Origin of the sequence: Yersinia alsatica (assembly GCF_025133195.1) — a bacterium.
GTDB lineage: Bacteria > Pseudomonadota > Gammaproteobacteria > Enterobacterales > Enterobacteriaceae > Yersinia > Yersinia alsatica.
The window spans coordinates 3981153-3994118 of the sequence record NZ_CP104006.1 but is presented as its reverse complement, the minus strand read 5'-3'; the positions used below and the strand labels follow the sequence as shown (position 1 = coordinate 3994118).

Genomic DNA, 12966 nt, shown 5'->3' with positions numbered 1-12966 from the left:
ACATGGCAAAGACCTTAATCCGTAGCCGAGCTTTTGTGCTGGCAGCAATAATGCTGGCTGCAACTGGTGGTGTATCTCAAGCTGCTGATACCGTCCGTGTTGGCTCAAAAATTGATACTGAAGGCTCATTACTCGGCAACATTATTGTGCAGGTTCTTGATGCTAATGGGATTAAAACAACCAATAAATCACAGTTAGGGACGACCAAAGTGGTTCGTGGCGCTATCACTGCCGGGGAGATTGATATTTACCCTGAATATACCGGTAATGGTGCTTTTTTCTTCTCTGATGAAAAAGATCCTGCTTGGAAGAATGCCAAAGCAGGCTATGAAAAAGTAAAAGCATTGGATTATGAAAAGAATAAACTAGTGTGGCTTTCACCTGCTCCGGCAAATAATACCTGGACTATCGCGGTTCGTCAGGATTTAGCCAAAGCGAATAATTTGAAGACATTGGATGACTTAGGTAAGTGGATTAATGCCGGTGGTAAATTCAAATTAGCTGCCTCGGCGGAGTTTATTGAACGCCCTGATGCTTTACCTGCTTTCCAACAAGCATACGGTTTTAAATTGAATCAAGACCAGCTGTTATCGTTGGCCGGGGGGGATACCGCTGTAACAATTAAAGCTGCTGCAGAACAAACCTCCGGTGTTAATGCCGCCATGGCTTATGGTACTGATGGCCCGGTAGCTGCTTTGGGATTACAGACACTGGACGATACCAAAGGCGTGCAGCCTATTTATGCACCAACGCCAATCATCCGCGAGGCCACGCTTAAAGCACACCCAAACATACCTGCTTTACTTGATCCGGTATTTGCCACACTTGATGGCCCAACATTACAAAAACTGAATGCCCGCATCGCAGTCGAGGGGCAGGATGCGAAAAAAGTTGCAGCCAATTATCTGAAAGAAAAAGGGTTCGTTAAAGGATAACGATGAGTATTCGAGTGGCGCTATAACGTTTTGCTTTATAGCGCCATCAAATAAACAGGTAATCGGTTATGGCAACAAAGATTATCTGTCATGGAGATGGATTTTTATGGCTGTAAAAAACCGGGTCCTGCTCGCACTGGTTATATTGCTGGTTTTATCGGGTATAGGGCTTTCTTTTGTTAGTCATGCGCCTAATCGGTTGATCTCAGGTCAGGGGATCTCCTTGTTATCGCTAATAACAGGGCCGGTTTGGTGGGTGTTATTCCCTATATTGATACTATTGGTCATTGCTTTTTGTAAGCAAAGTGCGGTGCTGTATTGGGCCACGGTATTAATGGCTGAAGTATTGTTATTCGCTCTACTGTTACTGGCAGGCACCACAGCCACACAACTTGCTGGGGGCGAAGAGAGTCTTGCTCGCACATCGCTTGGTGGCGGATTCTGGCTGATGAGTGGGATGTGCATATTGATTGCTGTCGATAGCTTGTCTCGTGCCGTTGTAAACCCGGTTTGGCGCAGTTTGGCTAATGTTTTACTGGTTCTACCGGTTGTAGCATTGCTGGTGACTGGGCAACTCGATCAATTATCGTTGATGAAAGAGTATGTGAATCGGCAAGATGTATTTGACGATGCATTATGGCAACACTTACAGATTCTACTCACAACTCTAATCCCTGCCGTCATTCTGGGCGTTCCCCTCGGTTTATTCTGTTTTCGTTCTCAACGCTTTCAAGGCGCTATTTTCTCAACATTGAATATTATTCAAACCATTCCCTCAATTGCCTTATTTGGGTTGCTAATTGCGCCTCTGGCGGGCTTAGCCGCGGCCATTCCATGGCTGGCTGAGCATGGTGTCAGTGGTATCGGGTTGGCTCCGGCGATTGTCGCCTTGGTGTTATATGCCCTATTACCGCTAGTGCGCAATGTCGTTGCCGGGTTAGAAGCGGTTCCTGACAGTGTTGTGGAGTCGGCTCGAGGTATGGGGATGACCCGCAGCCAGTTGTTTTTTCAGGTGCAAATACCCATTGCTATGCCACTGATTTTATCCGGTATCCGCATTATTGCGGTGCAAACAGTGGGGCTGGCTGTTGTTGCTGCATTGATTGGTGCTGGCGGGTTAGGGGCGATAGTGTTTCAAGGTTTGCTTAGCAGTGCTTTGGATTTAGTGCTGCTGGGTGTCATACCCGTGATTGTGATGGCGGTAGTGGTTGATTCGCTGTTTAAATTCATCGTTATTTTTATGGATGCTTCACACCGATGATTCATTTCCATCAGGTAAGTAAATATTTTGCCGGTAAACGGGCTGTAGATAACCTCACGCTACAAATTGCGAAAGGGGAGTTTACTGTGCTGATTGGTACTTCTGGCTCAGGAAAGTCGACCACACTAAAAATGATTAATCGGCTTATTGAGCATGACGAAGGGAAGATCCATTTTGCTGGTGAAGAAATCCGTAATTATAAACCAGAAGATCTGCGGCGGCGGATGGGGTATGCCATTCAATCTATAGGTCTATTCCCTCACTGGACAGTTGAGCGCAATATTGCCACGGTGCCACAGTTGCTGAAATGGCCTCCTGAGCGCATTCGCCAGCGAGTTATTGAGCTACTAGAGCTACTTCACCTGGATCCAGAACAATTCCTGCATCGTTATCCTCATCAACTTTCTGGCGGGCAGCAACAGCGGGTTGGTGTTGCCCGCGCTTTAGCCGCAGATCCCGAAGTATTATTGATGGATGAGCCATTTGGAGCATTAGATCCGGTGACGCGCTCGGCATTGCAATTCGAAATTACGCGCATTCACCAACTGTCTGGCCGAACTATTGTTCTGGTTACTCATGATATTGATGAGGCTTTAAGTCTGGCAGATCGTATAGTTTTGATGGATGAGGGAAGAGTTATCCAGCAAGGGACACCTCTTGAAATGTTAACCCAGCCAGCAAATGACTTTGTCCGTGACTTCTTTGGCCGCAGTGATCTAGGCATTAAATTATTATCACTGGGCTGGGCGGAGCAACGAGTCAGACGCGGCGAGACTCTGGTAGGGCAGCCGATATTGGCTACAACTAGTCTACGTGAGGCTCTTTCTCTGTTTGTCTCTCGCCAGACAGATAAATTGCCTGTTGCTGATGAGCATGGGCGATTATTAGGAGTGCTCTATTTTGCCGATCTTATCGTGGATGCAGATAAGGGGGGAGTGTGAAACCGACTGCTACCAAAGCCAGAGATCTTAATAATACCTATGCAGAGCGAGTAAAGTCAGGCCTATTATCTTGCTTAAAAGATCCCCTCTCTTGGGCATTGCTATTATTGGCTGGTTTGGTGTTTGGCATGACTTCGCTGCAAGGTCTTTTTACTGCATTGTTTCCAGATCTCGACCGGCCTATTTATGTGCAAGATACCTTTTGGTCACTGGTTGTCGCCCATGTTTTATTGGTGCTGATCTCCAGTGTTATCGCCATCTTTATTGGTGTAAGTGCGGGTATCGCGGTGACTCGCCCAGCAGGAAAAGAGTTTCGCTCAGTTGTGGAAACGGTTGTTGCGATGGGGCAGACTTTTCCGCCTGTTGCAGTACTCGCGATTGCAGTACCGGTCATGGGGTTTAGTGAAAAACCGGCCATTATTGCTTTAGTCCTCTATGGATTATTGCCTATTTTACAAGGGTCTATCACCGGTATTGAGTCAGTTTCCCGAGATATCCGTGAGGTCGCCCAAGGAGTAGGTATGAGCGCCAGGCAGATTTTGTGGCGGGTTGAATTGCCATTGGCAGCCCCGGTGATTGTTGCGGGTATTCGAACATCAGTCATCATTAATATCGGTACCGCGGCTATCGCTTCAACGGTGGGAACAAAAACCTTAGGCTCTCCAATTATCATCGGGCTCAGCGGTTTCAATACGGCTTATGTTATTCAAGGTGCAGTTGTTGTCGCCTTATTGGCCATTATCACGGATATGATTTTTACCCGCTGGAATAGGCGACTATTGCGTTGGCGAGAATTACAGTCTCTTCCGGTAGTTAAGAATAATTAAGTAAAAACAATTGAGTTGGGAACAACTAATGCTTCGGGTTTATGGCGTTATTTATAGTGGGTACTTATGCTAATTTCACTGCCGATGTATGGTATCCAGCCGCAAGATGTACAACCCTTTTGGCAGCTATTATCTCGACAACTGCGCTACTATGGCGTGGCTGGAGTCAGTGAGCAGCTAGCTTGGCCCTCGGATTTACTGCAACACTGGCAAGATCCTAATGTACTACTGAGCCAAACTTGTGGTTTTCCTCTGGTGACGTTATTACAGCACCAAGTACAATTGGTTGGAGCATTCAGCTATCAATCACCTTATTGTTCAGGAGAGTATTATCGCAGCTTAGTGGTCGTGCGTGAGGATGAAGCAGGCCTGCAACTGGCAGACTTTCGCGGCAAGATAGTTGCTTATAACAGTACCGACTCACAATCTGGCTATAATGCATTACGTGCCTTAATTGCCCCACTGGCGGTCAATGGGCGTTTCTTTTCTCATGGAATTGCCTCTGGTGGGCATTATCGTTCAATCGACATGATTAAGCAGCATCATGCTGACATCGCTGCAATAGATTGCGTTAGCTTCGCATTGTTACAACGAGCTAACCCCACAGCGGTTGCTGGGTTAAAAATTATAGCGCAGACAGAGGCCGCACCTGGATTGCCACTCATCACCTCGTTATCGACTTCTAAGGAACAGCTCCTCCTCATACGTCAGGCTATCAGTGCCACCATCAATTCTCCGGCGGCTATTTCAGCTAAAGACCTGCTATTGATCAAAGGATTCAGTGTGTTGCCTTGGTCGGCCTATGACGTAATTAAACATATGCAACACAAGGCTTTTGCACTTGGCGTTATGACTCTTTAATACTAATTACCTCTATTTATTAATGATTAACTAATATATTAAAAATTGCTGAATTAGCTATATATTAATTCAAAACAATATTAATTAAATAAATAATAAAATCCCATCAATTCATTATCGATAATGATTTATATTCGCACTTGCCTTTATTTATAATTTATATCAACTACCTTTATACGTGCAGCAAATATTTATCGTTGATTTTATCCTTTTATAGGGAATTGTAAGGATTAACTATGTCTACAGATGATCAAAAGGTCGGGCTTATTCCAGTAACCCTGATGGTTGCAGGGAATATAATGGGATCTGGCGTGTTTTTATTGCCGGCTAATTTAGCCTCAACAGGAGGAATCGCAATATGGGGATGGTTGGTGACAATTATTGGCGCTTTAGCGCTTTCAATGGTTTATGCCAAGATGTCATCACTGGATGATAGCCCCGGAGGTTCTTATGCTTACGCCAGACGAGCTTTTGGCCCATTTCTAGGTTATCAAACTAACGTTCTTTATTGGTTGGCATGTTGGATTGGAAATATCGCCATGGTAGTCATTGGCGTGGGGTATTTGAGTTATTTCTTCCCGATTTTAAAAGAACCCATGGTATTAACCATTACGTGTGTAGTCTTTTTATGGATATTTATCGGGCTGAATATTATCGGGCCGAAAATGATTACCCGAGTACAGGCAGTAGCAACGTCACTGGCACTCATACCCATTGTCGGAATCGCTTTATTTGGTTGGTTCTGGTTCAAAGGGGAGACTTATATGGCGGCTTGGAATGTCAGCGGCTTGGGTACATTGAGTGCGATTCAAAGTACCTTGAATGTAACGTTATGGTCATTTATCGGGGTAGAAACAGCCTCAGTCGCCGCCGGTGTAGTGAAAAATCCAAAACGTAATGTGCCTATTGCCACTGTGGGGGGCGTATTAATTGCTGCTGTCTGCTATGTCCTTTCCAGTACTGCCATCATGGGCATGATCCCTAATGCAGAATTGCGCGTGTCAGCGTCACCCTTTGGTGATGCGGCTCGACTGGCATTGGGCGATACTGCAGGCGCAATTGTATCACTCTGTGCTGCCGCGGGCTGTCTTGGATCGCTAGGTGGCTGGACATTGGTTGCTGGGCAAACGGCAAAAGCCGCGGCTGACGATGGGTTGTTTCCTCCTATCTTTGGGAAGGTTAACCAGGCGGGTACACCTGTCGCGGGTCTACTTATCCTGGGTGTTCTGATGACTGTTTTCCAAATAAGCAGTATTTCACCCAATGCAGCAAAAGAGTTTGGTTTAGTTTCTTCTGTTTCTGTCATTTTTACTTTGGTTCCTTATTTATATACCTGCGCCGCTTTACTGCTGGTGGGGCATGGTCATTTAGGAACACAAGTTAGAACTTATATTAGTATTACACTTATTGCTTTTATTTATTGTATTTGGGCTGTGGTGGGTTCAGGTGCCGAAGAGGTTATGTGGTCATTCGTGACTCTGATGGTTATTACCGCACTCTATACTTTCAATTATAACCGTACTCATAAAAGTCCGTTCCCACTCGATTCCCCAGTTAAAAACACGCAGTAATATCGAAATTTGTCTGATAACCGGGTGAGCTATTCATGCTTTGCTATGAGTCATATATAAAGGGAGAGATATAATGATTGATTTAAGTCGCCATAAGAAACGTAATGTTCTAATCGTAGACAGTAATATTCGCGATATTAATACGGCTAATGGTCGAGCGGTCAATGAGTTAATCATTGCACTGGATGATATAAATTTTAATGTTATTGCAGCTGCAACATTCGAAGATGGCAGCGCGACAGTCGCTTCAGACTCCTCTTTGTGTTGTATTTTTGTCGATTGGACTTCCGGTGGCAATGATGATGAATCCCACAGTCAGGCTTTTGCTTTGTTACAAGAAATTCGCCATCGTAATAAATCTATCCCAGTGTTATTGATGGCAGAGCATTCATGTATCAATAGCCTGAATCTAGAAACGATGAAACTGGTGAATGAATTTGTCTGGATGCATGAAGATACTGCCGAGTTTATAGCCGCCCGCGCAAATGCATTGATCAGCAAATATTATCAACAGCTATTACCTCCCTTCACCAAAGCCCTGTTTCAATATACTCAAGACAATCCCGAATATTCATGGGCTGCACCTGGGCATCAGGGCGGCGTCGCATTTAGTAAAACAGCAGTAGGTCGCGAATTTCTTGATTTCTTTGGTGAGAATCTTTTCCGGTCAGATACCGGTATTGAGAGAGGGTCTTTGGGATCGCTACTCGATCACAGTGGGCCAATAAAAGAGTCCGAGGCCTATGCAGCACAGGTTTTCGGGGCACATATCAGTTATTCGATGCTCAATGGTACTTCCGGTTCTAACCGCGCCATTATGACCGCCGTGGTAGGCGATAAACAGATCGCGCTATGTGATCGTAACTGCCATAAGTCGATTGAGCAGGGGCTGGTGTTATCGGGTGCATTGCCGGTTTTTTTTATTCCGACACGCAATCGCTATGGCATCATCGGCCCGATCCCCAAATCTCAATTCCAACCCGCGGTTATTGCTAAGAACATTGCGCAAAATCCACTTCTGGCATTAGTTCCTGATAGCAAACCTGTTTATGCCGTGGTCACCAATTGTACTTATGATGGTATGTGCTACAACGCCAGACAGGCACAGGATCTATTGGCAAAAAGTGTTGATCAGATTCATTTTGATGAAGCTTGGTATGCTTACGCCCGTTTTAATCCCTTGTACCAAGATAGATTTGCCATGCGTGGTTCTCCCGTAGACCATGATCCTGAAGGACCGACTGTTTTTGCCACGCAATCAACACATAAATTGTTAGCAGCACTGTCCCAAGCTTCATATATCCATGTAAGGAATGGTAAAAAACCTATCGAGCACTCACGTTTTAATGAGTCTTATATGCTGCAATCCACCACTTCGCCGCTGTATGCCATTATTGCCGCCAATGAGGTTGGTGCGGCAATGATGGATGGCTCGCAAGGGCTGGCGTTAACCCAAGAAGTCATTAATGAAGCTGTCGATTTTCGCTTAGCTTTAGCACGCGCACATGATGCCTTTGCCGAGCAAGGCGAGTGGTTCTTTAAGCCGTGGAACATCCCTGAAATTACAGATAAAGAGAGTGGCCAAAAAATTCCGTTTGCTCAGGCTTCAAGAGATCAATTAACCACAGATCCTGAATGTTGGGTTCTCAAACCCGGTGATCAGTGGCATGGATTTGATCAGCTAGATGATGACTGGTGCATGCTAGATCCGATTAAAGCGGGGATCATGGTGCCGGGGATGGGGGATGATGGTGTTCTGCTGAAAAATGGTATCCCCGCCGCGGTAGTGACTGAATTTCTGGGGCAACGGGGCATTGTTCCGTCACGAACCACAGACTTTATGGTGTTATGTCTGTTCTCCGTGGGAGTGACCAAGGGGAAGTGGGGCACATTAATCAATGTGTTACTGGAGTTTAAACAGCACTACGACAGCAACACGCCGATCTCTATTTGCTTACCTGAATTGGCAACAAATTACCCGCAACAATACGGACATATGGGCTTACGTGAGCTGTGTGACAAGATGTTTGCTTATATGAAAACCAGTGAAATGGATAAATTACAGGCCGAGGCATTTGGTCATTTACCCACTCCAGTTACCTTGCCCCGTCTGGCTTTTCAACATCATATGGCCGGGCGTTGTGAACTGTTGCCACTGGATAGCTTGGCAGGGCGTATTTCGGCGGTTGGGGTGATTCCCTATCCACCGGGTATTCCAATTGTGATGCCCGGTGAAAGTTTTGGTCGTGATGATGAACCTTGGCTACTTTACATTCGCAGCCTTGCGAGTTGGGGCCAGTATTTCCCTGGGTTTGAGAAGATTTTGGAAGGGGCAGAACAGAAGAATGGGCAGTATTATATCTGGGTACTGAAGCAATAGTTTTTGGCCAAATATAAGTAGTTATTTATGAAATCGATGAGTGCATAAGTTAGCCGTTAAGCTCGGTCTTATGCACTTTTTGCTTATCACTCTTGCCGCGTTGGATGCGTGCTTATGGTGATTCCTGACCGTTGTTGGACAAACCCGCAGGGCCAATATCAGACAATGGGCTAGATTCAGTGGTTTCAGTTTCATGTGGGGTGGTTGAACGAGTATAAATGTTCAGCCCAGCCAGAAAAACGCCGCCTAACGAACTCAGAGCCATTATCGCAATCAGGATAATGAGTGCCTTTCTCAGCATAATTATTTTCACTTTTTATCTAAACAGCGTGAATTATAGCCCGTTCACTAAATGAAACAACCATGTTGCATTCTTGCTATGTAGAGATTAACGGGTTTTAAACAGAAATTTCCCCAGAGTGACCAATACCACAGCAGAAACAATAACTGCCAATGCACACCACTCGGTGGTTGATAGGCTCTCACCGGCAAAGCCAATCCCCAGTAATACGGCAACAACCGGGTTTACATAGGCATAACTGGTGGCTACTGCAGGGCGGACATTTTTTAGCAAAAACATATAGGCGCTGATGGCAAGCATTGAACCGAAAACAATCAGATAAAGTAATGAGAGAATCCCGCCCATTGATGGCATCTGGTTCAGCTCTTCACCACTGATGGTGCTGGCAAGCAACAGAACCACCCCAGCGACCAGCATTTGTGCCGCACCGGACATTGCCCCACTGGGTAGCGCCAGACGTGAACTCCAGACTGAGCCAAATGCCCAACTGGCTGAAGCCAACAATATCAACATTGCCCCCACCGGGTTACCTAACAAGTTACTGCCAGTATTAAGTAATATGATACCGACTAACCCGAGAGCAATCCCCGACCATTCCAGTTTTGTGTTACGCATACCCCATAACATGCTGAAACACAAAGTGAACAGTGGGACAGTGGCTACCATCACTGCGGCAATTCCAGAAGGGACATGCTGGTGTTCCGCGATGGTGACCAGCCCATTACCGATAGCCAATAATAAGATACCGATAGCACTGGCACCCATCCATTGGCGCAAAGTTGGCAGGGCATGACCACGAATGGCAAGGTAGCTGAACAGCAATATCCCGGCAATCAAGTAGCGTAGTCCAGCCATCATCAAGGGGGGCCAGCTTTCGACCCCGATACGAATGACCAGATAAGTTGAACCCCAGACGAAGTATAAGGTGAACAATGAACCGACCAGCAACCACAGGTTACGACTATTTTGCTTCAGCATAGTTATTCAATAAGAAAGCAGCAGAAAACACGGATGCACCAGTAAACATGAGAATAGTGATCGTTAGCAAAGCTTTTTATCATTTTTTTTCGTTTTAATTTTTTGACTGAAATTTGCGCTAAAACAGAGGGTTATTCTTGTCTGCGACCATAGTTAGGTTAATAAACAGTGACAAAATCTGTACTTCTTGGGAAAGCTAAAAATACTTCAGGCATGATGCATAAAATGACCACGCAGACATGACTCGTTATCAGACAAGGTGGATAATTTATGGGGGTTTTACGCATGGATAGCCAGCCGGATATTCGCACAATGAATTTCGCACTCTCTTATTTTGTGCTGGCGATGTTACTGCTTCTCGGTGGTGGGGCAGTGGCTAATGCTGCACAGAGTGACTATGCCTTCTTATCCGCCAGTGCGTTACAGCATAATCAGCGAGTCATTATGCAGGAAAAACAGACGGAGCAAGGGCAGATCCCCACAGAAACCTGGCAAGCTTATCACCAGCTATTGCAGCAGGCAGATAAAGCGCTAAAACGGCCCGATTTCAGTGTGATGGATAAAAATAACGTACCCCCCAGTGGTTCTAAACATGATTATCTTAGTTTGAGCGCCTACTGGTGGCCAGACGGCCAAAAAAGCGATAGTTTACCTTGGATACGTAAAGATGGGCAGATTAATCCTGCCAGTAAAAATGCTGACAGCGATGGCGTGCGTTTGGCTGATTTCACGGCTCAGGTACAAACACTGACCTTAGCTTGGTATTTTTCCGGTCAACAGAAGTATGCCGATAAAGCCATCAGCCTGATCAGAACCTGGTTTATTGCCCCGCAAACCCGGATGAACCCGAATCTCAATTTTGCACAAGGTGTGCCGGGAATTGCCGCTGGACGAGGAACCGGGGTTTTGGATGGGCGCTATTTTGCTACTCGCATTGTCGATTCACTGATTATGTTACAGCAGAATAAGCACTGGACAGCGCAAGATGAAAAGCAGATGCGGCAGTGGATGACAGAATATCTGGCATGGTTGCGTCACAGTCCGGCAGGTAAAAAAGAGGCCGCAGCACTGAATAATCATGGTAACTGGTATGCGGTGCAAGTGGCTGGAATAGCTTGGTATCTACAACAACCGCAAGTGGTGGTTGAGATGGCGAAATTGCTGAAAACTAAGCTGGATACTCAATTAGCAGCAGATGGTTCGCAACCTTTAGAACTGGCGCGAACCCGCTCTTTCCATTACAGCTATTTCAGTTTGCAGGCGGCCACACTGATGGCCCAATTAGCCGATAAAGTCCACATTGACCTGTGGCGCTACCAAACCCCTCAAAACAGTAGTTTGATTAAAGCGCTTGATTTTATGGCTCCTTTTTCCGATGAGCAGAAAAAATGGCCCTATCACAGTCTTGATAACATCGGTGTTCGGCTGGTGCCGCTGATGGTACAGGTCGATAAAGCGCTAGGTGAAAATCGCTATCAACATTGGATTCAGCAAGCTGATTTTTCGCAAAAAGTGGGTAAGACAGCAGCCAAACGCAAAGGCGCAGTGGCAGAAGTGTTACGTGATATTGGGTTACTGTCTGTTCCTGTTAATAAATAACTATCATTATTTATAAAAAATAAAGCCGGGAGATAACTCCCGGCAAAATAAAAATGGCTAAGCCTAATAAAATTCACAAGTCACGATGAAGCATTCAAACAATGAGGATAATACCGATGTGTATCGCTTAGAACTGATAAACCAAGCCGACAGCAACAACGTTGTCTGTATTTAATTTCAGCTTGTTATCATCATTCAGTTGGTTGATTTTATAATCAACGTAGGTAGACATATTTTTATTGAAGTAATAGTAAGCGCCAATATCAACATACTTAACTAAATCTGCATCACCAATACCTTCGATATCTTTGCCTTTAGACTGAATATAAGCCAAAGACGGTTTCAAACCGAAATCGAACAGATATTGTGCGACTAACTCAACGTTCTGGGTTTTATTAGCAAAACCACTTACGCTGGTTGATACATTATTAATCACCGCAGTACCGGAAATAGGGGTCATATTACGGGTTTCAGCATAAGTTGCGCCCAAATAAACACCGTTATCATCATATTTCAGACCGGTAGTCCAGGCATCGGCTTTATCGCCTTTACCAAAGGCACCGTTTTTCTGAGCAGCAGTACGATTCGATGAGGAGTAAGCCGCACCCACACTCACGCCGGCACCAATCTCATAGCTGGAAGACAAACCGAAGCCATCGCCATTCTGCTTAGCGGCATCAGCACGGCCATTGGTGCTGTCAGTCTCGCTGCCATTTTTGCCTTGGTATTGCAGAGAGAACTTCAATCCATCAACTAAACCGAAGAAATCGGTGTTGCGGTAAGTCGCAACGCCAGTTGTACGGCCAGTTAAAAAGTTATCGGTTCTGGTGTAGCTGTCGTTACCGAATTCCGGCAACATATCTGTCCAAGCGGCGATATCATATAACACGCCGTAGTTACGACCATAATCGATTGAACCTAATTTCCCATAACGTAAACCCGCAAACGCTAAACGTGTTTTATTATCTTTCGTTTCTTGGCTTTCTGCATAGTTAGCCGCAATGTTATATTCCCACTGACCATAACCGGTCAATTGGTCAGTAATTTGGGTTACGCCTTTAAAACCAAAGCGGACGTAAGATTTATCGCCATCACTTTTATTATTATCAGAGAAGTAATGCAATGCTTTTACTTTTCCATATAAATCAAGTTTGTTACCGTCTTTATTATAGATTTCTGCTGCATGTGAGGTGGTGGCAACTAATAAAGCAGGTACCAGGATTGCCAGAATATTGCGTTTCATATTTTTGCCCTGTTTCTCTTATTAAAAAAGACGCGAGTAGTAGAATTTTTTGCTGTATTCAATATCTAT

The 12966-nt window shown here is 45.2% G+C and carries 11 protein-coding genes; 8 read left to right on the top strand and 3 right to left on the bottom strand.

Features of this window, described 5'->3' with window-relative positions:
• The first annotated feature begins 2 nt into the window (after positions 1–2).
• From osmF to N0H69_RS17820, 7 genes are all read left to right on the top strand, one after another.
• Positions 3–935 (top strand): glycine betaine ABC transporter substrate-binding protein OsmF, encoded by a 933-nt coding sequence (osmF, locus tag N0H69_RS17850; protein WP_050151623.1) that lies wholly within the window; start codon positions 3–5, stop codon positions 933–935.
• Between the two features lie 106 nt (positions 936–1041).
• A complete protein-coding gene (locus tag N0H69_RS17845) occupies positions 1042–2196 on the top strand; it encodes an ABC transporter permease (RefSeq protein WP_050122362.1) in 1155 nt (384 codons plus the stop codon).
• On the top strand, positions 2193–3137 hold the full coding sequence (locus N0H69_RS17840; RefSeq protein WP_050107638.1) for an ABC transporter ATP-binding protein: 945 nt from the start codon (positions 2193–2195) through the stop codon (positions 3135–3137). The genes N0H69_RS17845 and N0H69_RS17840 overlap by 4 nt, the downstream gene beginning before the upstream one ends.
• A 128-nt stretch (positions 3138–3265) precedes the next feature.
• The gene (locus tag N0H69_RS17835; protein WP_172665446.1) at positions 3266–3964 is read left to right on the top strand and encodes an ABC transporter permease; all 699 of its coding nucleotides are present in this window, start codon (positions 3266–3268) and stop codon (positions 3962–3964) included.
• Between the two features lie 84 nt (positions 3965–4048).
• Positions 4049–4825, top strand: a complete 777-nt coding sequence (locus N0H69_RS17830) for a phosphate/phosphite/phosphonate ABC transporter substrate-binding protein (protein WP_050136071.1) — start codon at positions 4049–4051, stop codon at positions 4823–4825.
• 236 nt (positions 4826–5061) lie between these two features.
• Positions 5062–6396 carry an arginine/agmatine antiporter gene (gene adiC, locus N0H69_RS17825; protein WP_050151624.1) on the top strand — a complete coding sequence of 445 codons (1335 nt, stop codon included), beginning with the start codon at positions 5062–5064 and terminating at the stop codon, positions 6394–6396.
• Positions 6397–6469: 73 nt separating this feature from the next.
• Positions 6470–8776 carry an Orn/Lys/Arg family decarboxylase gene (locus tag N0H69_RS17820; protein WP_050151625.1) on the top strand — a complete coding sequence of 769 codons (2307 nt, stop codon included), beginning with the start codon at positions 6470–6472 and terminating at the stop codon, positions 8774–8776.
• Between the two features lie 112 nt (positions 8777–8888).
• Here the strand turns inward: N0H69_RS17820 and N0H69_RS17815 are convergent, their stop codons facing one another.
• Positions 8889–9077 (bottom strand): YohO family small membrane protein, encoded by a 189-nt coding sequence (locus N0H69_RS17815; protein WP_032815427.1) that lies wholly within the window; start codon positions 9075–9077, stop codon positions 8889–8891.
• 87 nt (positions 9078–9164) lie between these two features.
• Positions 9165–10055, bottom strand: coding sequence for a drug/metabolite exporter YedA (gene yedA, locus N0H69_RS17810; RefSeq protein ID WP_050107631.1), 891 nt, complete (start codon positions 10053–10055; stop codon positions 9165–9167).
• 270 nt (positions 10056–10325) lie between these two features.
• Between yedA and N0H69_RS17805 the strand changes: the two genes are divergently transcribed.
• Complete coding sequence (locus N0H69_RS17805) at positions 10326–11654, top strand: alginate lyase family protein (RefSeq protein WP_050151626.1); 1329 nt, start codon at positions 10326–10328, stop codon at positions 11652–11654.
• A 127-nt stretch (positions 11655–11781) separates the two neighbouring features.
• Here N0H69_RS17805 and ompF2 read toward each other — a convergent pair whose 3' ends face one another.
• Positions 11782–12897, bottom strand: a complete 1116-nt coding sequence (gene ompF2, locus N0H69_RS17800; RefSeq protein ID WP_050107628.1) for a porin OmpF2 — start codon at positions 12895–12897, stop codon at positions 11782–11784.
• Between the last annotated feature and the right edge of the window lie 69 nt (positions 12898–12966).

What these genes read in the sequence shown, in the direction of transcription:
- N0H69_RS17835 (WP_172665446.1), top strand. Translation starts at nt 3,266, where the DNA reads ATGACTTCGCTGCAAGGTCTTTTTACTGCATTGTTTCCAGATCTCGAC.
- N0H69_RS17845 (WP_050122362.1), top strand. Translation starts at nt 1,042, where the DNA reads ATGGCTGTAAAAAACCGGGTCCTGCTCGCACTGGTTATATTGCTGGTT.
- N0H69_RS17830 (WP_050136071.1), top strand. Translation starts at nt 4,049, where the DNA reads ATGTATGGTATCCAGCCGCAAGATGTACAACCCTTTTGGCAGCTATTA.
- N0H69_RS17820 (WP_050151625.1), top strand. Translation starts at nt 6,470, where the DNA reads ATGATTGATTTAAGTCGCCATAAGAAACGTAATGTTCTAATCGTAGAC.
- yedA (WP_050107631.1), bottom strand. Translation starts at nt 10,055, where the DNA reads ATGCTGAAGCAAAATAGTCGTAACCTGTGGTTGCTGGTCGGTTCATTG.
- ompF2 (WP_050107628.1), bottom strand. Translation starts at nt 12,897, where the DNA reads ATGAAACGCAATATTCTGGCAATCCTGGTACCTGCTTTATTAGTTGCC.
- N0H69_RS17840 (WP_050107638.1), top strand. Translation starts at nt 2,193, where the DNA reads ATGATTCATTTCCATCAGGTAAGTAAATATTTTGCCGGTAAACGGGCT.
- N0H69_RS17815 (WP_032815427.1), bottom strand. Translation starts at nt 9,077, where the DNA reads ATGCTGAGAAAGGCACTCATTATCCTGATTGCGATAATGGCTCTGAGT.
- osmF (WP_050151623.1), top strand. Translation starts at nt 3, where the DNA reads ATGGCAAAGACCTTAATCCGTAGCCGAGCTTTTGTGCTGGCAGCAATA.
- N0H69_RS17805 (WP_050151626.1), top strand. Translation starts at nt 10,326, where the DNA reads ATGGGGGTTTTACGCATGGATAGCCAGCCGGATATTCGCACAATGAAT.
- adiC (WP_050151624.1), top strand. Translation starts at nt 5,062, where the DNA reads ATGTCTACAGATGATCAAAAGGTCGGGCTTATTCCAGTAACCCTGATG.